Raw genomic sequence first — 18,841 nt, 5'->3', positions numbered from 1 at the left:
CCCTTGAGAGCGGGTAGCCCGTTTAGAGCGTGTAGTACAGCTCGAATTCGTAAGGGTGCGGGCGGGCGCGCAGGGGCGTGACTTCCGCATCCATCTTGTACTTAATCCAGGTGGCGATGAAATCCTCCGTAAAGACATCCCCTTCGAGAAGGAAATCGTGATCGGCTTCCAGCTCGGCCAAAGCCTCATCGAGGGAGGCGGGGATCGTCTCGATATCCGCGTATTCTTCCGGAGGTAGCTCGTAAATATCCTTGTCGATGGGGGCGGGCGGTTCGATCCGGTTACGGATGCCGTCCAGGCCCGCCATGAGCTCGGCGGAGAAAGCCAGATAGGGATTAGCGGTGGGATCGGGAACCCGGAATTCAATACGCTTGGAGGCCGGAGAATTTCCGCTGAGCGGAATCCGGATCGCGGCTGAGCGGTTGCGCGCCGAATAGACCAAATTAATGGGAGCTTCGAAACCGGGAACCAGGCGCCGGTACGAGTTCACGGAGGGGTTGGTGAAGGCCGCGAGTGCCTTCCCGTGCGCCAGCAGGCCGCCCACGTACCAGCGGGCCAGGTCCGAAAGCTGGCCGTAGCCGCGCGGATCATGGAAAAGCGGCTGGCCATCCTTCCAGAGCGACATATGGCAGTGCATCCCCGAGCCGGCTGAATCAAAAAGCGGCTTGGGCATGAATGTGGCAGTTTTCCCGCATTCATCGGCGGCCCGGCGAATCACGTACTTGAATTTCATGAGGTCATCTGCCGCGGCGCGCAGGGAATTGAAACGGTAGTTAATTTCCTGCTGGCCGCCCGCACCCACTTCGTGATGGGCGCGTTCCACATCCAGGCCCACCTGCGCCAAATATTGGCACATGACATCGCGTACATCCTCATTGGCATCCACCGGTGCCACCGGGAAATAACCCTGCTGGTGCGGAATCTTGTAGCCGGTATTCCCGCCCGGCTCCGGCCGGCTCGAATTCCACGATCCCTCATTGGAATCGATGACGTACATAGAATGATTGACCGCGGTGTCATAGCGTACGTCGTCGAATAAATAAAACTCTGCTTCCGCACCCACTGAAATCGTGTCCGCAATTCCCGTGGAACGCAGGTAGGCTTCGGCACGTTCGGCAACATTGCGCGGATCGCGCGCAAAGGGCTCATCCGTATAGGGATCCACCACGTTGAAATTCATGATGAGGGTGGGCTCCGCGCGGAAAGGATCCACGAAAGCGGTGGACACATCCGGGAGCAGTTTCATATCCGATTCGTGAATCGAGGTGAATCCGCGGATAGAGGAGCCATCAAACATGTAGCCCTCGTTCATTTTTTCCGCGGTTGCCTGGGTGGCGGGCACCGTGAAATGTTGCATAACGCCGGGCAGGTCGCAAAAACGAATATCGAGGAACTGGATTTCGTGCTCCGCGATAAACTCGGCAGCTTCGGCGACACTTGTGAACATGGTGGACTCCTCCCGGCGCGCGGCTCGGCTAGCGGTGCGGTTTACCCCATGTATTTTAGCGCGCTACGCCCTGCTCAAAAACCTGCGGACACGCCTCCGCCCGGCGGAACTCGTGTGGAATTCCCCGGGCGGATAGCGAAAATTGCGTTGAATATGTACGACGGCGGCGCGGCCTACTGGCCGCGCAGGGCCCGCCGATTAGCGCGAATATTAGTGGGATCAATGCCCTTGGGGATATTGAGCGCCTTATTCCCCAATGCGTCGAGGCGCTGGGACAGGGCCGAAACTTCCTGGGCGGAAATTTCCTTCTTAAGCTTCTTAATGGCCCGCTCGAGCTTGGCGAGCGGAACCTGGCCTTCGCCATTACCCATGAAAAGAGCGTGCACCGGGGCATTCGGTGCTACCCGGCGAATAGCGCGGCGTTCATCATCAATGAGCTTGCGGGTGCGTGAGATGGGGCCTTCGGCGACGAGAACCACGCCGGGCCGCCCGATGAGCCGGAAAACGAAATCTTGGTGGCGCGCGTTGAAACGCACCGGTTCGGTTTGCTTGACCCACGAGCCGCGCAACGAATCGAGAATCGCGGAGGTTGCCCCCGGCATGCCATCCAGCTGCGCGTAGCTGGCCGACCGCACCGCCCGGGTGAGAAGCAGCATGGGGAGCAGAAGCATGAGGAGAATACCGAAAACGGTCCACGCGATCCAGCTCTTCGTAAGGAAGCCGAGGAGAATGCCGATCCCCAAGCCCGCGAGCCCGGCCAGGGCAAGCCACCAGCCTAGATGCCGGTAGGTACGCTTCGCGATGGTGAATGCGTCACGCAGAGTCTTGAAAAAGCCCGGCTTCTTCTTCGCGCCCTTGTTCTTATCCTGTGCCATCTGATTCCTTTTAAATCCTTCTCGATAGTCCCCGTCGATTCTAGACGATAGCGCCGGCTTTGTTGAGCACCGGGCCCAATCTCACGCCTGCGGGCAGCTTGAGGAGCGCCGCTGACCCGTGCGATGACCCGTGCGACTTGTGGAAAACGACGCCGCGGCAAGCTCGCCTGTGGATGCTCCCTGGACGGGATGGGGCGGTGGTGGTGAACTGTCCCCATGTCGGGGGAAGAGAAGACGAAGCCGGTGGCTCTCCTGGTGCGATTATGCGTTTTCGGGATGGTCGCGGGCATACTCGCGGGAATGATTCTCGGTGCTCTTGTTCCCGGTATGAAGGAGGCGCGCACCGGCCCGCAGCAGGCGGCCAATGCGGAGCTTCGCGGCGGTCGGGATCCGGAAGCGCTGGCGGTGGCCCGCCAGCTGGTAGCGGCTCGCGATGCTGCACTCACCGCTGGTGATACCGCTTCTTTGAGTAGCTTGAGCGTTCCGGAGGGCGCCGCGGCGGCAGCAGATGCACAGTTGCGCAGCGCATTGGAAACCTCTCCGGTTGCGAAGGTGGAAACCGAGGTGCGGAAAGCGGCGTGGGTAGGGGAGGATCTCCTTGAGGTCATCACCGTGCAGCGGCGCCTCGTGCTTGCCAACGGGGAAACTGTCGGGCCGCAACCGGAGCGGTGTGCGCGGTGGCAGCTGAGTCCGCAGCCGTGGCGGATTGTGGCGGTTCACCCGTGTTTGTAAGCGGGCCGCCCGTGTTTATCACCTCCGAGACAATTGACCGGTTACTAACATCGCCAGGCGTGTTCGTAAGACTAAACGACACCCCAAGTACAGGCTTAGCAACAACAGGTTTGCGGTAGCGATACCGGGCCGGGTTAGTCGCATCCAGGGCCGGGTTAGTCGCATCCAGGGCCGGCGCGTTGTGGAGTGTTAGGGAGGCAGAATGTAGGTCACGGATATAGAACCGCAGAAAAACTGTTACCCACCTGCATGCTATTAGCTGGCCCTGCCGTGGTCACTCGCTCGCGTGGGCAAGCGTGGACGATGCGAGCGGTGATGCCCATAAATAGCAACGCGCCGACAGTGAAGCCCCCAGGATGCGTCCTCCCGGCAGGAGGCCCCCACAAAAAGCAACCTCACGACAGTGGGCCCCATAAAAAGCAACATCTCGACGGGCAGCTCTTCAGAATGCAACCCCACGACAGTGGGTCCCACAGGATGCAACCCCACGACAGTGCGCCCCACAAAAAGCAACCCCACGACATCAAAACAATTTCTTAATGTAGCTGCCGTTGCATTTTGATTTCGGGCAAACGCGGCTGCCTTCCCGCGAGAGTCTCATGGGCCTCACGAACTTCAATAGTCACATCGGCCTCTGGGGAGGGGGATCTGTTTTCATAACTGTACTGCGCTTGTCGTACATGCGAAGTACATCCCGGGAAAACACCCCCTCCCCGCCGGCGCGGCGGGCGGTGGCGGGGAGGCAAGGCAGCAGGTGGCGCGGTGGGCGGCGAAGCAAGGCGGCGGGTGGCACAGGCCCCAATCGCCGTTGCAGCGCGGTGATACAGCGCAATGCTCAGGCGCGGTGGTCCGGTGCAGTGCTCCAGATTCGCGGGTCAGCCAGGCAGCCCGGTTAGGCAAAGTGCGAGTGCGGGACATCTCCTCCCACAGGATGCGCGTAAGGGACACGAAACCATCCCGAAACGGTGCTCTCCCTCGGACTTTGTTTCCGGGCACGGTTCGTGCAGCTCCGTCCGCACCCCCGACTGTCTATTAACCCGTCTATTAACCCGAAAGCTCCCCGGTTCCGATAATGCCCATGAGCACTATCGGAACCGGGGAGCATCTTCACGCGCGGTCACGCGTGCGGACGAGGTTGTGTTAGTAAGCTACTTTGCTACCCAGGTGCTGAGTAGCCCACTAACCGAGTTCCTTAGAACGCACCCTCGAAATCGGCTTCTTCCAGGCGAGCCTTGAACTCCTTGAGGAAGCGGCCCGCATCTGCACCGTCGACCAAACGGTGATCGTACGTGATGGCGGGGTAGAGGTAGGAACGAATACCGATGGATTCGTTGCCGTCCGCATCCTTGACGATGCCAGGTTCGCGCATAATCGCACCGATCCCCAGAATGGCTACCTCCGGCTGGTTGATGACCGGGGTGTCAAACATGACGCCGTTAGAGCCGGTATTCGTAATGGTGAAGGTACCGCCGGTGAGGTCATCAACCGCGGCTTCGCCATTGCGTACCTTGGCGGCACCGGTGTTAATGGCGCGTGCCAGGCCCGCGATATTGAGATCACCGGCGTTCTTGATCACCGGGACGAACAGGCCCTTGGGGGTATCCACCGCGATGCCGATGTTCTCGTAATCGAAGTACTCCACTTCGTTGTCCTTGATGGTGGCGTTGAGCTTCGGGTGGTTCTTCAGGGTATCGACAGCAGCCTTGACGAAGAAGGGTAGGTAGGTCAGCTTGGTGCCTTCACGTTCTGCGAAAGCAGCCTTATTGGCTTCCCGAAGCTTGACGATCTTCGTGACATCCACCTTGATAACGGTGGTCAGCTGCGCCGAAATCTGGAGGGATTCCACCATGCGCTTGGCGATGGTCTGGCGCAGGCGCGTCATCTTCGCGGTGGTACCACGCAGCTGAGCCGCCTCAGCGGAAGGCGCGCTCGGCGTGGCCTTCTTTGCCGGGGCGGGGGCCGCAGCTGCGGCCGGGGCCGGCTGAGAAGCGGCAGCCTGGGCACGCGCGGCTTCTTCCGCGGCCTTCTGTGCGGCAGCGGCTGCCTCTTCCACATCCTGGCGGCGAATACGCCCACCCACGCCGGAGCCCTTGACCGCGGAGAGATCCACGTTCAAGTCCTTGGCCAGCTTCCGCACGATCGGGGTGATATAAGCATCGGGTTCGGAGAATCCGGTACCGGCAGCAGCCGAATCCAGATCCGGCGTATGCGCCTGGTTTTCCTGCTGGGCAGGGGTGCCGTGCTGCGGGGTACCGGAAGCCGGTTCTTGGACCGCTGCCACACCGGCCGGTGCTTCAGCCGGGGCCGCGCCGGCGGCGGGAGCCGCGGGAGCGGGCGCGGCTGCGCCGTCGCCGATATAAGCGATCACGGTACCCACCGCAACCGTTTCATCTTCCTGGACCACAATCTTCTGAATGGTGCCAGCGGCCGGGGCCGGAACTTCCGAATCGACCTTATCGGTGGAGACTTCCACGATGGGCTGGCCGGCTTCGACTTCCTCACCTTCGGCCACCAGCCACGAGGTGACGGTTCCTTCACTAACCGATTCACCCAGGGCCGGCATTTTCACTTCCACACCGGTGGTAGCCGAGCCGCCCTGCTGCGGGGCGGGAGCTGCTGGTGCAGGAGCGCTCGGAGCGGGGGCCGGTGCCGCCGGAGCAGCAGCCGGGGCCGCTTCTTCCGCGTGGGCCGCGTTGCTGGCGGGAGCCGCCGGAGCAGCCACGCCGGAGCCATCACCGATATAGGCGAGGATGGCACCTACTTCAACTTCTTCGTCTTCCTGGACGAGGATCTGTTCGATAACACCTTCCGCGGGAGAGGGAACTTCCGAATCGACCTTGTCTGTGGACACTTCGACAATCGGCTCATCGAGCGACACGGTATCGCCCACCTGCTTGAGCCAGGCGGTCACGGTACCGGTGGTGACGGATTCGCCCAGGGCGGGCATCTTCAACGGTTCAGACATAGAGTTTTCTCCCTCGATTTAGTGGTTGTGGAGCGGCTTGCCCGCGAGGACCAGTGCCGCTTCGCCGATTGCTTCGTTCTGGGTGGGGTGGGCGTGGATAAGACCATCGAAGTCCTGCGCGTAAGCTTCCCAGGCCACCATGAGTTCACCTTCACCGATCTGTTCGGACATACGTGCCCCGATGGCGTGGAAGCCCACGATGGGGCCGTCCTTGACCGCGACCAGCTTAACGAAACCGGCCGCACCCAGCATCTGGGACTTGCCATTACCGGTGAGGTTGAAGGTGGCGGTGGTGATATTTTCCTTGCCGTATTGTTCCTCGGCCTTGTCCTGATTGAGGCCGACCGAGGCGATTTCCGGGGTGCAGAAAGTCACGCGCGGAATCTTCGTTTCGTCAATCACCTTGGGGTTGAGACCCGCAATATCTTCCGCAACGAAAATACCCTGGAGGAAACCGCGGTGTGCCAGCTGGAGGCCGGGCACAATATCGCCCACCGCGTAGACTCCATCAATGTTGGTGCGCAGCCGCTCATCAGTGAGGACGAAACCACGATCCATCTTTACCCCGACTTCTTCGTAGCCGAGGTTCGCGGTGGCCGGACCGCGCCCGATAGCGATGAGTAGATAATCCGCCTCGAATTCCTTGCCGTCCTGGGTGAAAACCTTGACGGAATGATCGGTCTGTTCGAGGTGATCAAACATGGTTCCGGTGGCGAATTTAATTCCGCGCTTGCGGAACTGGCGTTCCAGATTCTTGGAAACTTCCGGATCCTCATTGGGGACCAGGTGCGGCAGGCCCTCAATAATCTGGACTTCTGCCCCGTAGGAGCGCCACGCGGAGGCGAATTCCACCCCGATGACTCCGCCGCCCAGCACGATCACAGATCCGGGGGCTTCACCCAGCTCCAGTGCTTCGGTGGAGGTGAGCACACGGCCGGTGATCTCCTGGCCGATGGTCTTCGAATAGGAGCCGGAGGCAAGCACCACGTGCTTGCCGCGGTAGTGCACGCCATCAACGGCGATGGTGTCTTTCGCAACAAGCCTGCCCCAGCCCTGCACAATCTCAACTCCGCGCGAGGAGACCAGGCCGGTCAAGCCCTTGAACATCTTTTCGATAACGCCATTCTTGTAAGCCTGCAAGGTAGGCATATCGATGCCCTCAAAAGAGCCCTTCACACCGATGGAGGGGCCTTCGCGCATTTCATCGGCAACATCAGCGGCGTGCAGCAGTGCTTTGGTGGGGATGCACCCGCGGTGCAAACAGGTACCGCCGAGTTTGTCAGCCTCAATGAGAGCAACGGTCAGGCCCAGCTGACCGGCACGAAGCGCGGCCGCGTAGCCGCCGCTGCCGCCACCGAGGATGACGACGTCGTACTCTTTCGTTTCTGCCACAGGATTTCCCTTCGCAATACAACATTTTGGAATGCGGTACAAGAGCCGCTATACCTATATTCTGCCATGCCGAGGTGTTATCTGGAACGCATCACGCTCCCAGCGAGGGTCGCTAAAATCACCGTATGGGTCTTTTTTCGCGTCGCTCCCGTTCCCGTGCTGCTCACGGCGGTGCTCGCCGTTCGACGACGGCGAAACACTTCGCCGATTTCATCGAGACTCGCGCGGGGGTGGAAGCCTATTTTGAGGTGGAAACTCCGCGTGAGCCAGCAGCTCTTCTTCTCGTTGCTCGCACGGGGGAGTGGACCCGCCGGCGGGTGCCCGATCTGGCGGCAGGAGCACAACTTGCTCGAGAACTGGGCATACCTTTCTACGAAATTAACCGCACCGGCTACCCCGAGTCGGTACGTCGTTGGAATGCGGAGCACCGGCGCGCTTAAAGGTTTATGATGGTACGTCGTCTCCGCGGTCGATCCCGCGAAGGAGACGCACAGCCAGTGCAGGATTCTGGGAGGAGCCAGGTGACTAGTGAAATGATTCGAGACGAGAGGCGCACCGCCGTGGGCTGGCCTCTCTTCCTCCTCATTGCGCTGAGCCTGGGGGCCGCTATTTTCGTGTGGCGTGCCATCGTCGCGGGCACCGAAGATTTTCAACTGGGCTATCCCGGGCGCATGGCTACTACGCTAGTTGCAGCGCTCGTCTGGGTGCTTGCCTGCGCTGGCTCACTCCACAACGGGCGGCGGATGCGCTGGGTGGCCACCACTTGCTGGAGCGCCAATATTGTGATGGCCGTGGTGGGCGTGGTGATTCCCGATCTTTTCCACCAGGTGAGTCCCTGGTACCAGGCCGGAGCCACCTATTATTACCTTCCTACCCTCGGGGCTATTGCCGGGCTGGCCTGGATCATGTGGTCGCGGCCAGCCAGCATCGCCCAGCGTAATCTTTAGAGCTTTCGTTGCAATCTTTAGATTTTCGCCCGCGCCCCTGCGCCCGCCCCTACGCCCCGGCACTGAGGTCTAATTTTTGAGTTACGGGCCTAGCCCTTAGCGGCGCGCTTGGTTTCTTTCTTCGCTTCCCGCGCCTTCTTCAGATCAGCGGGAGTGCCGCCCTCGGGGTACTCACTGAATTTCACCATGGGGCGGGGCATACGCCAACGCCGCGGGGTGAAGCCGCGTGACATCATCTGCCCGACCAGACGATCCGGAGTTTTATCTTCCCCGAATTTGTATTCCACCAGGGTGCGAACCTGGCGGGCGCGCCACCACGCCTCCAAGGCCATGAGCACCAGGACCGCGTAGCAGGTAATAACAAATACATTGAAGACCAGCGGATAGCGGGTGAGGGTGAACACGCCCACGATCATAATGATGGCGAGGCCAAGCATGAGCGAGGAGAACTGGAAACGCGAATCAAGCGCATCGCGCGCGAAAGCTCGCTGCACACCCGCGTGGGCGAGGGGCATATTCCGAATATCCCCCGTTTTCATCGCGGTTTGTTCGCGTTCCCAACGTTCGGACGAGCGGGCGCGTTCCTCGGCCTTGCGGGCCTTCTTTTCCTCGCGCGTCATGGAGGACTTGTCAGAAATAATCGGCCGGCGGTGGCGTGCCTCCACGTCCTTGCGCTTCGGGGTGGGAACTCCCTTGCCCGGTGTGTATCCCTTGGGATGAGTAGGGGCGGGGGCTGCCTGTTCTTGCGCCTGTTCTAGTGCCTCTTTCTTGCGGCCGAATGCCATCTCAACTCCTGCGTCGTCGCCAACTATGCCTTGAACGAGAATAGTCTAACCGTTCGCGCGCGACCGTCCTGTCCATTACGTGCGCGTGCACGGCCCGCGGCCGCTCCGTTTGCCGCGTGCGCACGGCCGGCGCCGTCGTCGTTCAGCACCCGCCCGCGCGGGCGCGGGCGCGAACCCGGTACCCTAGGACGTATGAGTAGTGATCTTGTTGCGCGCGTAGATGAGGCCCTGCCCGTCCATCGCGCTTTGCTTGAGGACCTTGTGCGTATCCCCTCCGTCTCCGCTGACGCTTTTGACCAGGCTAAAGTGCGTGAATCTGCGGAATTCGTGGCACGCATGGCCCGCGAACGCGGCTTCGACGTCGATATTATTGAATTGGAAACGCCCCAGGGGAAGGGCCGTCCGGCAATTCTCGCCCATAAGCACGTTGGGGATGATAAGCCCACCATTCTTCTCTACGCGCACCACGATGTGCAGCCGCAGGGAACCTTGGAGGGATGGGAATCCGATCCCTTTGAGCCGGTAGAAAAGAACGGGCGGCTGTACGGGCGAGGCACCGCTGACGACAAAGCGGGTGTGCTTGTCCACATGGCGGCGATCTCAGCCCTCGGTGATGACCTGGCCGTGAACGTCACCCTCTTTATTGAAGGCGAAGAAGAAATCGGTTCGCCTACCTTCCACGCTTTCCTGGAAACCTACCGTGATCGCCTCCAGGCCGATGCCATTGTGGTGGCCGATTCGGGTAACTGGAAGGTGGGGGTGCCCTCCCTGACCACCTCCTTGCGCGGCGTTGTGCGCCTGGGCGTGGAAGTGTCCACCCTTACCCACGGCGTGCATTCGGGCCAGTACGGCGGGCCCACCCTCGATGCGGTGACCGCCCTCGCGCGGATTATCGCGACTTTGCACGACGAGAACGGTGACGTTGCGGTTCCCGGTTTGGATGCCTGGGACGACGCCGACGTCGATTACGAAGAAGAGCACCTGCGCCGCGATGCCGCGATTCTGCCCGGCATGCAGCTGCTAGGAACCGGATCCTTCAATTCGCGCATGTGGACGAAACCCTCCATCGCCGTTATCGGCATGGATGTTACCTCCACCGCAGAAGCCTCCAATACCGTGATTCCCTCCGCGCGGGCCTTCCTGTCCATGCGCGTGGCCCCCGGTCAGGATCCGCAGCGCGCCGGCGAACTGCTGGCCGAATACATCGAAGCGCAGGCACCCTTCGGGGCCACCGTGGTGACCGAAGTTGCGGAAGCAGGTTCCGGTTTCAAGGCCGGGGAGGATACCCCCATCATGCATCTGGCCCGCGAAGCGCTCAGCGAAGCCTTCGGTCACGAATCGGTGGATATCGGAACGGGTGGATCCATTCCCTTCATTTCTGACCTCGCGGAGGTATTCCCGCAGGCGGAGATTTTGGTAACCGGCGTGGAAGATCCGGACGCACGCGCTCACGCTCATAACGAATCTCTGCATCTGGGCGATTGGCGCAACGCTATTCTGGCGGAGGCGCTGCTCCTGGAAAAGCTGGGTCAGGGCGAAAGCCGCTAAGCGCGGGTACGCGAAGGCCGTGGCGTGCTCGAACGGCGCGGACGGGACGAAGAAAGTGACATTGATGGGAAAGAAAATTCTTGCGGGATGCACGGCAGCCTTGCTCGCGTGCGGCCTTACGGCATGTTCGGGTGGGAACGACGGCGCAGCTAGCTCAACACCGGCTGCTTCGGAATCCGCGAGCGCTGCGGCAAGCGGTACGGTAGAAAGCCCCGCCCCCGGGGAAACACCTGAGATTGTGTACTCGGAGGAGGGCATGCCGTCCCTGGGTGGTACGGCGCAGGCACCGCTGCTGGAGTTCCCGAAGGGGGAAGCTCCCGCGGATGTGCGGGTGCGGGTGCTGGAACAGGGGAGCGGCGCGGAATTGGGCGCTGATGCGGTAGCCAAGGTCAATTACGTGGGCCAAGTGTGGGGGAAGAACGAGCCTTTTGATTCTTCCTACTCGCGTAACGCCCCGGCTACCTTCCCGCTCGCCCAGGTGATCCCGGGCTGGAGTCACACTCTGGCCAAGGCCCACGTGGGGGACAAGCTGATTTTGTCCATCCCGGCCAAGTGGGGGTACGGCCCCTCGGGCGGTACCCAGGATGGGTCCATCGGAGCAACCGATACCATTGCTTTCTACGTGGAAATTCTGGATGCCTGGAATGCTAAGAGCACGGGCGAGGCCGGTGCCACGGTGGAAACACCCGCAGATGCGCTCCCGGTGGACTACACGGGTGAGCTGGGCCAGCCCATTACCGAGATCCGGGTGAAAGAAGGGGCAGAAGCTCCCGCGGAGCTCAAGGCCACGGTCATTGCTCGGGGTAGCGGGGCTCCGCTCCCGGAGAAGGGCACCTATGTGCTCCAGTTCGCGGCCGCCCAATGGGATAACGCCCACGCGGAAAATACCTGGGTTCCCACAACTGCGAACTACCCGGCCGGGCCGCGCTCGGTTCCTTCCACCCAGCAGATTTTCGCACCTCTGGCCGGGGTGCCGGTTGGCTCGCGAGTTCTGCTGAGCGTGCCGAATAAGGATAATCCGGCCCAGGCTATTGCCGTGGTGGTGGATATTCTTTCCGCGGTGTAACTCCGGGTAGGTGCCGGGTAGCTACCCGGCGGTTTCGGATCGAGCCGAAAGATACATCAAATAGTGTGAAGGGCGGGGTGCCTCCAGGGGTGCCCCGCCCTTCACACTATTCGGGGAACGGTTCCGTAGCGCTCGCGGAGTGACTCAGGAAAGATGCGGGGAAGCGATGGGCTGAGGCGAGGGGAACCGCGAGGGGAACCTCGCTCTCAATAGCGAGCACCCGTGAGCGTGAATCGGCGAGCCAGGCCGCCAGGAGCTGGGTTTCCTCCGGGTGGGCATGCTCAGCCGCCCGGGCCGGCGGTGCGAGCAAAGGAGTGGCGCTGCGCAGCGCCGCGGCGCGTTCGGGAACCTCGCGGGCTGTACGCACCGTTGTGGTAGCGAGTAGTTTGCCGTAACTAGCGAGAATAATCTCCCACTGGTCCTCGCGCCGGGAAACGGCGACGACGCAGCGTGCCCGCCACAGCGGTGCGAGCATTTCTCGCCGGTGTACAGCGGTGAGGAGGGCCGAAAGCCGGTCGCGTTCCACCACCGCTTCTTCGAAACGTTCCGCACCGGCCAGGCGGGCAATACGGGCCATCTGGTGATCCCATACTTCGGCAAGGGAACCGGTTAGCAGCTGCCGGGCCCGAGAGAGGGCCACCGCCCCGGTATTGACGGTGCCCCGCGGGGCAAGATAGCAGGGCGCGTGGGCAGCAAAGTGACACGGGCAATCGCTCAGATCGGCCTTCCGTGGCACATTCAAGCCTGCGGGGTTGAGGCCGGCTTCATCTCCGATGAGTTCAGCGGCACGCCGGGCGGCCTTACGGGAACCAAACGGGCCCAGGGAATTCGGCACCGCCGCGGCCGCGCAGCTCCGCGATATTTTCAGGCGTGCCACGGGGGCGGTTTCCAGGCCGATCCAGGTGCGGGTGTGCAGGCGGCGGGAGCGGCGATTATAGGGCGGATCGAAGCGGGTAATATCGCGAAGCTCCACTACCCGTGCTTCGAGGAGAGTGGCGGTGGGTGTGGTTTCTACCCGGGTGGCCAGGTCCACCATCTCCGCCATCCGGCGGCGTTTTTCCGCGGAGGTGAAATACTGGCGCACCCTCCGGTACATATGTCCGGAGCTGCCCACGTACAGTACTTCGTTATTCGGGCCGATAAAACGGTAGCTGCCCGGGCCGTGCGGTACCTCATCGGCTAGCACGGCGCGGCGCCGGCGGCGGGCCGGAACTGGATTGGAGGCGGTGAGCAGGTCCTCGATATGGGTGACCCCGAGCGGGCCGAGCCGCCCGATCATTGCGTGGAGGACATCCACGGTGGCCCGCGCATCATCGAAGGCACGGTGGGAGGGCTGCACCGCGGCCCGACAGTATCCCGCCAGGGTGCTGAGTTTGTGATTGGGGACTTCATCGCGGGTAAAAATACGCCGTGCCAGCCCGAGGGTATCGAGAACGCGCAGGCGCGGCCAATCCATGTCTAGTGCTTCGCAAGCCCCGCGCAAATGAGACATATCAAAACGGGCATTATGAGCCACGAGCACCGGTGGCGCGGCTCCGTGGTTTCGGGCAACCATTCCGTTGCCGTTGCCGTTGGCATCGCCGGGGGCAACGGCTGCGGGCTCAAGAAAATCGAGAAAAGCTGGAAGGACCTCGCGCAGCGGGGGAGCGGAGATAGTCATCGCGGTGGTAATACCGGTGAGCACGGTGATGTGGGCGGGGATAGGTACCCCGGGATTAACGAGCGAAGAAAACTCCTGCACTACCTCCCCGCCGCAGACTTTCACCGCCCCAATTTCGGTGAGCGCATGAGCCCCGGGCCGCCCTCCGGTGGTTTCCACATCTACCACCACGAAAGTGGCCTCATCGAGGGGAGTGCCCAGATCCGTGAATTCCAGCTGGCGGGGACTCACAGGACGGCCGGATCGATACGTCTCAATGGGTTCGGTATCGATCCGGGTGCCGGGCCGCGGAAAACGCCGTGATGTCATGATTCTTTAACCTAGCGCGGACCTCCGACAAAATATGCGGGGAGATGGCGCGCTAGAGGCGGGCGCCGTCGTCGTACGGATCGGTATCTTCACGAGCCGGGGCCGTCAAAATAATGGCGACCACCACGCCCACCAGCGCGCCACCGGCCAGGAGCCACGCAGTCAGGCGCGGCGCGGGCAGCAGGCCGATAAACATGAGGGCGCTGATGAGAACCAGCACCCCGGTGGCCATCCAGGCGAGGCTCGCGTAGCGGTGCGCGGGGGCCTGGGGAACGTAATATTCTTCGCGCGAGGCCGGGTCGAAAGTGGCGTCGTCGTCGGAAAAATCTGAATCCTCCGGGGCTGGGGACCAATCGCGCGGACCGGTTGCGCGCCCGCCACCCAGCGCCCACGCGGCATCGGTGTAGCGCGGGGAAGCGTCCACCGGTGGCAGTGCGGTGCCACCATCCTGGACGCTATCGATATTCGCTCCCACACCCTCGGCTTCTAGCTCGCGCGCGATCTTGTCCCATTGCGCATCGAAGCTATTATCCGAGTGCTTGCCTGTAGGTCTTTCTCCCATGAAAGACACTATAGCTGCGGGTATAATCGACAGCGGAATAATCCCCCAATCAGAAACGGAAGGTTAACGATGACTGTCCGCCGCGTTGCGCTCTTGACCGCCGGAGGTTTCGCCCCGTGTTTGTCCTCGGCCGTGGGTGGCCTCATTGAGCGCTATACGGAAATTGCGCCCGATGTGGAAATTATCGCCTACCAGCATGGCTACCACGGGTTGCTTACCGGGAATTACATCACCATCGATAAAGAGGGGCGTGAACAAGCCCATATCCTGCACCGTTTCGGCGGTTCGCCCATCGGCAACTCCCGCGTCAAGCTGACCAATACCGCGGATCTGGTCAAGCGGGGCCTCGTGGAAGAAGGCGTGAATCCGCTGGAATTCGCCGCCCAGCGCCTCGTGGAAGATGGCGTGGATGTGCTCCACACCATCGGCGGTGACGATACGAATACCACCGCCGCTGATCTGGCCGCCTACCTGGAAGAAAACGGGCATCACCTCGTGGTGGTGGGCCTGCCCAAGACCATCGATAATGACATTATTCCGGTGCGTCAGTCCCTGGGTGCCTGGACCGCCGCGGAAGAAGCATCGCTCTACGCCCAGCATATTATTGGCGAACATCGCTCCAACCCGCGCATGCTCATCGTTCACGAAGTCATGGGCCGCAATTGCGGCTACCTCACCGCGCAGGCCTCCAAGTACTACCACGATTGGGTCCAGGAGCAGGAATGGGCTCCGGCGCTGGGGCTAACCAAGGAACGCTGGGATGTACACGCCGTCTTCCTGCCTGAAATGGCTTTGGATATCAGCGGAGAAGCCGAACGCCTCAAGAAGATTATGGATGAGATCGGCAACGTCAATATCTTCCTCTCCGAAGGCGCAGGCGTGGATGAAATTGTGGCGGAAATGGAAGCCGCCGGCCAGGAAGTGCCGCGTGACCCCTTCGGGCACGTCCAGCTCGATAAGGTCAACCCGGGCCGCTGGTTCGCGGAGCAGTTCGCGCAGAAGCTCGGTGCGGAAAAGGTTATGGTGCAAAAGTCCGGGTACTTCTCGCGCGCCTGGCACGCCAATGCCGAGGATCTGCGCCTCATTAAGGGCATGGTGGACCTGGCCGTGCAGTGCGCGCTGGAAGGCAAGCCCGGCCTCATCGGCCACGATGAGGAGAACGGTAACGTCCTGACCAATATCGCTTTCCCGCGGGTGAAGGGCCACAAGGCTTTCGATATCACCCAGGATTGGTTCGTGGAGACCATGCAGGCCATCGGCCAAGACGTGCGCCCGCACGCCTAAAACAGCTGCGCCGCTGGCCGCGGCCGCGCAGATCGTGCTGCCCCGGCTGATCATGGTGTTTCGGCTGACCCGCATCCACACGTAAAGGCTCGCCCCGTACCGCTTATATGGTGCGGGGCGAGCTTGTGTGCGGGATTCATGGTGAGTGCGGTAGGGGCCGTTGAGTGCCGGGTGTGTCTCATGGCGGTGACGCAATTCTGCCCGCGCCCCCGTTCCGGGCTAAGATTTCGTTTATGTTTGAGGACGATACGCATAAAATCGCCGCGCTGGCCCACACCTGGCGCGATAAGCCCGCGCTGCACCAGCCTCATTACGAGGACGAAGCAGAGCTCGCTGCCGTCATGCAGCGTTTGGCGAAAATGCCACCTCTCGTTTTTGCGGGTGAATGTGATCGCCTCCGGGAGAGCATCGCGGCCGCGCAACGCGGAGAAGCTTTCGTCCTCATGGGCGGGGATTGCGCGGAATCTTTTGAGCAAATCACCGCGGATCGTATCCGTGCCAAGGTTCGCACCCTCCTGCAAATGTCGGTTATTTTGACCTACGGGGCATCGGTGCCGGTGGTGAAAATCGGGCGGATGGCCGGCCAGTACTCCAAGCCGCGCTCCCAGGCAACCGAAACAATTGGCGACACCACTCTGCCCTCCTACCTGGGTGATTCCATTAACGGGCACGAATTCACCGCCGCGGCGCGCCGCCACGATCCGCACCGCTTGGAGGAGGCGTATCTGTACTCGGTGGCCACCCTCAACCTCATGCGCGCTTTTACGCGCGGCGGTTTCGCGGACTTGCGTTCGGTCCACGATTGGAACCGCGGTTTTATTGCCAACCCGGCTTATGTGCGGTACGAAAAAACGGCGAGCGAAATTGATCGTGCCATGCGTTTTGTGACCGCGGCCGGGGTCGACGGCGCCCAGCTGGCTGAAACGCAAATTTATTCCTCCCACGAAGGCCTTGTGCTGCCCTTCGAGGAAATTATGATGCGCATCGATTCGCGCACCCACGATCCTTATCTCACCTCCGCACACTTCCTGTGGATTGGGGAACGTACCCGTGACGTTAACGGTGCCCACGTGGAGATGTTCTCCCATGCGCGTAACCCGATCGGGGTGAAATTAGGGCCGACGACGACGCCAGATACGGCACTTGCCCTGATCGATAAGCTTAATCCGGAAGGTGAGGCGGGCCGCCTCACGTTCATTACCCGCATGGGGGCCGGCCGCGTAGAAGAAGCCCTGCCGCCCCTGGTGGAAGCCGTGCAGCGCGACGGGCGCCCGGTAACGTGGGTTTCCGACCCCATGCACGGAAATACCATCAAAGCCTCCAATGGCATTAAGACCCGCCGCCTGAGCGATATTATGGCGGAAATCCGCGGGTTCTTCGCAGTTCACGAAGCCTTGGGTAGCCACCCGGGCGGTATCCACGTGGAACTGACCGGGGACGACGTAACGGAGGTGCTGGGGGGCTCGGAAGAGATTTTCGAAGAAACCCTCACCGAACGCTACGAATCGCTGGTCGATCCGCGCCTCAACCATCAGCAGTCTTTGGAGCTGGCCTACCAGCTGGCCGAAATGTTGCGCGACGTCCACCTGTAAAACAGGGGCCTAGCCTGGGCTGGCATGGCCTGGCTTGGCTAGCGCGCCGCGATAATGAGCGTGACCTTTTCGCCGGCTGCGGCGCTCACGCCGGGGCCGGGATCCTGGCGCAGCACGGTGCCCGGCCGCGCAGCCCGGGTCTCCCGGTAGCGCACCTGCACCTGGAACCCTGCGTTTTCGAGCGTGGCGCGCGCCTCCGCCTCCAATGTATCCGCCACATCTGGAACGGTTGCAGCGCGGGCTTCGCCGGCGATAAGGAGTTCAACTGTGCTCCCCGGCCGCACTCGGCTACCTGCCTCGGGGTCGCTACCCAGCACGGTGCCCGGTAGCGCCCCGTTTCCAGCACCCACCTCCGTCTCCACCGTGAGCCCGAGCGCCTCCAGTTGGCCGCGGGCTTGGGTAAGACCGGTGGCAAGCTCGGGCACTGTTATCCGTGCCCACGGGCCGGCCTGAAGTGCCCACGTAGTTCCTCCCACACCGGCTAGGAGCGCCAGTGCGCATACCCAGGCGGCAATCTTCCACGCGCGGCCGCGCCGCGGGCGCACCCCGTGGCGTGCTGGGCGGTGTGCGGGAACAGTGGCCTGCACGCTTGCCCCGGTAGAGATCGCCGTGGCGGTATCCGCACCTGTAATTCCGGTAGTTGCGGCCACCCTGGTAACATCCACGGTGCTCCGAGCCGGAGAGATATCACCGGCCGAGCTGCTTTCCTCCCGGTGCTCAGCTGCCGCGGTAGGGAGAAGCGGTTGCGGGTGGCGCGGCGTAACCGGGATACGCCGCAGCTCGGCCTCCTCAGATACCCGGTCTCGAAGTCCGTGCAGCAACTCGCGGGCCTGCGCGGCGCTTGCCGGGCGATCCGCCGGATTTTTCGCTGTGAGCACCCCGATAAAAGAATCAACCTCCGCCGGCAACCACGAATTATCCCCTGCTAGACGCGGCAGATCCTCGCGTGCCTGCGCCGCCGCGAGCTGGGCGGCCGAATACCCGGCCCAGGGGAGCCGGCCGGCAAGTAGCTCAAAGAGCACCAGGCCGGTGGCGTACATATCGCTAGCGGGGCTCGCGGCGCGGTGCTCCAGAATCTCCGGTGCGGTATAGGCCAGGGTTCCCCAGCGCGGCAGGGCCCCCGAGGATGAGCTCACCGCATGGGCGAGTCCAAAATCGGTTACCGTGACGGCGAGCTGTGGAAGGCGCACGGGGGAGGGTGGCGGGCAGGCGTCGTCGAATAAAATATTTTCCGGTTTGATATCCCGGTGAATAATTCCGGCCCGGTGGGCAGCTGCCAGGCCCTGAAGAACCTGATCGCAAATCTCCAGGGCGGTGCCGAGCTGGAAGGAGCCCAGGCGCTCCAGCTCGTGGCGTAGCGTGGGCCCGGGAACGTATTCCATGACGAGGTAGGCGCGCTCGGTTGCGCCGTCGTTCCACACCCCACGGTCGTACATAGTGACGATATGCGGGCTGCTGAGCGCGGCAACAGCCCGAGCTTCCCGTTGGAAGAGCCGAGTGAAATCATCAAGCGCCGCCAAATCGGGGTGCATAATTTTGATGGCGACCACGCGATCAAGCTTGGTATCGTAGCCGCGGTATACCGCGGCCATCCCGCCGCGCGCCACCGGGGCGTCGAGACGGTAGCGGCCCTCAAGCCACCCGGTCGGCAGGGAAGGAATAGTCACATACTTAGGG

The 18,841-nt window shown here is 62.1% G+C and carries 15 protein-coding genes; 7 read left to right on the top strand and 8 right to left on the bottom strand.

What is annotated here, in order from left to right; all coding sequences use genetic code 11:
* Positions 1-22: 22 nt before the first annotated feature.
* Complete coding sequence (gene glnA / locus QP828_RS04805; RefSeq protein WP_126134779.1) at positions 23-1,447, bottom strand: type I glutamate--ammonia ligase; 1,425 nt, start codon at positions 1,445-1,447, stop codon at positions 23-25.
* 173 nt (positions 1,448-1,620) lie between these two features.
* Positions 1,621-2,322: a DUF4191 family protein gene (locus QP828_RS04800; RefSeq protein WP_284891310.1), complete on the bottom strand. Its 702-nt coding sequence runs from the start codon at positions 2,320-2,322 to the stop codon at positions 1,621-1,623.
* Between the two features lie 216 nt (positions 2,323-2,538).
* Between QP828_RS04800 and QP828_RS04795 the strand changes: the two genes are divergently transcribed.
* Positions 2,539-3,054, top strand: coding sequence for a hypothetical protein (locus tag QP828_RS04795; RefSeq protein ID WP_284891309.1), 516 nt, complete (start codon positions 2,539-2,541; stop codon positions 3,052-3,054).
* A gap of 1,192 nt (positions 3,055-4,246) precedes the next feature.
* Here QP828_RS04795 and sucB read toward each other — a convergent pair.
* Both sucB and lpdA read right to left on the bottom strand, forming a co-directional pair.
* Positions 4,247-6,019: a 2-oxoglutarate dehydrogenase, E2 component, dihydrolipoamide succinyltransferase gene (sucB, locus tag QP828_RS04790; protein ID WP_274733665.1), complete on the bottom strand. Its 1,773-nt coding sequence runs from the start codon at positions 6,017-6,019 to the stop codon at positions 4,247-4,249.
* Between the two features lie 18 nt (positions 6,020-6,037).
* A complete protein-coding gene (gene lpdA / locus QP828_RS04785; RefSeq protein WP_274733664.1) occupies positions 6,038-7,411 on the bottom strand; it encodes a dihydrolipoyl dehydrogenase in 1,374 nt (457 codons plus the stop codon).
* Between the two features lie 125 nt (positions 7,412-7,536).
* Here lpdA and QP828_RS04780 point away from each other — a divergent pair, with 125 nt between their 5' ends.
* Positions 7,537-7,851 (top strand): P-loop NTPase family protein, encoded by a 315-nt coding sequence (locus QP828_RS04780; RefSeq protein WP_126134784.1) that lies wholly within the window; start codon positions 7,537-7,539, stop codon positions 7,849-7,851.
* Between the two features lie 81 nt (positions 7,852-7,932).
* Entirely contained in the window at positions 7,933-8,358 is a 426-nt protein-coding gene (locus QP828_RS04775) for a hypothetical protein (protein WP_274733661.1), read from the top strand.
* An 89-nt stretch (positions 8,359-8,447) separates the two neighbouring features.
* Here QP828_RS04775 and QP828_RS04770 read toward each other — a convergent pair whose 3' ends face one another.
* The gene (locus tag QP828_RS04770) at positions 8,448-9,143 is read right to left on the bottom strand and encodes a DUF3043 domain-containing protein (protein ID WP_274733660.1); all 696 of its coding nucleotides are present in this window, start codon (positions 9,141-9,143) and stop codon (positions 8,448-8,450) included.
* 192 nt (positions 9,144-9,335) lie between these two features.
* Between QP828_RS04770 and QP828_RS04765 the strand changes: the two genes are divergently transcribed.
* Both QP828_RS04765 and QP828_RS04760 read left to right on the top strand, forming a co-directional pair.
* Complete coding sequence (locus QP828_RS04765; RefSeq protein WP_274733658.1) at positions 9,336-10,691, top strand: dipeptidase; 1,356 nt, start codon at positions 9,336-9,338, stop codon at positions 10,689-10,691.
* 64 nt (positions 10,692-10,755) lie between these two features.
* A complete protein-coding gene (locus tag QP828_RS04760) occupies positions 10,756-11,757 on the top strand; it encodes an FKBP-type peptidyl-prolyl cis-trans isomerase (RefSeq protein WP_274736533.1) in 1,002 nt (333 codons plus the stop codon).
* A gap of 106 nt (positions 11,758-11,863) precedes the next feature.
* On the opposite strand, the gene QP828_RS04755 is transcribed toward QP828_RS04760, so the two are convergent.
* Both QP828_RS04755 and QP828_RS04750 read right to left on the bottom strand, forming a co-directional pair.
* Positions 11,864-13,726 (bottom strand): DEDD exonuclease domain-containing protein, encoded by a 1,863-nt coding sequence (locus tag QP828_RS04755; protein ID WP_274733655.1) that lies wholly within the window; start codon positions 13,724-13,726, stop codon positions 11,864-11,866.
* Positions 13,727-13,778: 52 nt separating this feature from the next.
* On the bottom strand, positions 13,779-14,288 hold the full coding sequence (locus QP828_RS04750) for an SdpI family protein (protein ID WP_274733653.1): 510 nt from the start codon (positions 14,286-14,288) through the stop codon (positions 13,779-13,781).
* A 69-nt stretch (positions 14,289-14,357) separates the two neighbouring features.
* Here QP828_RS04750 and QP828_RS04745 point away from each other — a divergent pair, with 69 nt between their 5' ends.
* Together QP828_RS04745 and QP828_RS04740 are read left to right on the top strand one after the other, a co-directional pair.
* On the top strand, positions 14,358-15,572 hold the full coding sequence (locus tag QP828_RS04745; RefSeq protein ID WP_274733651.1) for a pyrophosphate--fructose-6-phosphate 1-phosphotransferase: 1,215 nt from the start codon (positions 14,358-14,360) through the stop codon (positions 15,570-15,572).
* Between the two features lie 233 nt (positions 15,573-15,805).
* Positions 15,806-17,164, top strand: a complete 1,359-nt coding sequence (locus QP828_RS04740) for a class II 3-deoxy-7-phosphoheptulonate synthase (RefSeq protein WP_126134793.1) — start codon at positions 15,806-15,808, stop codon at positions 17,162-17,164.
* A 38-nt stretch (positions 17,165-17,202) separates the two neighbouring features.
* On the opposite strand, the gene QP828_RS04735 is transcribed toward QP828_RS04740, so the two are convergent.
* Positions 17,203-18,831, bottom strand: coding sequence for a protein kinase domain-containing protein (locus tag QP828_RS04735; protein ID WP_274733649.1), 1,629 nt, complete (start codon positions 18,829-18,831; stop codon positions 17,203-17,205).
* Positions 18,832-18,841: the final 10 nt, after the last annotated feature.

This window comes from Actinotignum sanguinis, from assembly GCF_030230305.1.
GTDB lineage: Bacteria > Actinomycetota > Actinomycetes > Actinomycetales > Actinomycetaceae > Actinotignum > Actinotignum sanguinis.
The sequence above is the reverse complement of the archived record's forward strand: the minus strand, read 5'-3'. Positions and strand labels throughout refer to the sequence as shown.

Excerpts from the sequence above, each read along its gene's own strand:
- QP828_RS04745 (WP_274733651.1), top strand. The coding sequence starts at position 14,358 with ATGACTGTCCGCCGCGTTGCGCTCTTGACCGCCGGAGGTTTCGCCCCG.
- QP828_RS04780 (WP_126134784.1), top strand. The coding sequence starts at position 7,537 with ATGGGTCTTTTTTCGCGTCGCTCCCGTTCCCGTGCTGCTCACGGCGGT.
- QP828_RS04750 (WP_274733653.1), bottom strand. The coding sequence starts at position 14,288 with ATGGGAGAAAGACCTACAGGCAAGCACTCGGATAATAGCTTCGATGCG.
- glnA (WP_126134779.1), bottom strand. The coding sequence starts at position 1,447 with ATGTTCACAAGTGTCGCCGAAGCTGCCGAGTTTATCGCGGAGCACGAA.
- QP828_RS04760 (WP_274736533.1), top strand. The coding sequence starts at position 10,756 with ATGGGAAAGAAAATTCTTGCGGGATGCACGGCAGCCTTGCTCGCGTGC.
- sucB (WP_274733665.1), bottom strand. The coding sequence starts at position 6,019 with ATGTCTGAACCGTTGAAGATGCCCGCCCTGGGCGAATCCGTCACCACC.
- QP828_RS04755 (WP_274733655.1), bottom strand. The coding sequence starts at position 13,726 with ATGACATCACGGCGTTTTCCGCGGCCCGGCACCCGGATCGATACCGAA.
- QP828_RS04740 (WP_126134793.1), top strand. The coding sequence starts at position 15,806 with ATGTTTGAGGACGATACGCATAAAATCGCCGCGCTGGCCCACACCTGG.
- QP828_RS04795 (WP_284891309.1), top strand. The coding sequence starts at position 2,539 with ATGTCGGGGGAAGAGAAGACGAAGCCGGTGGCTCTCCTGGTGCGATTA.
- QP828_RS04800 (WP_284891310.1), bottom strand. The coding sequence starts at position 2,322 with ATGGCACAGGATAAGAACAAGGGCGCGAAGAAGAAGCCGGGCTTTTTC.
- QP828_RS04770 (WP_274733660.1), bottom strand. The coding sequence starts at position 9,143 with ATGGCATTCGGCCGCAAGAAAGAGGCACTAGAACAGGCGCAAGAACAG.
- QP828_RS04765 (WP_274733658.1), top strand. The coding sequence starts at position 9,336 with ATGAGTAGTGATCTTGTTGCGCGCGTAGATGAGGCCCTGCCCGTCCAT.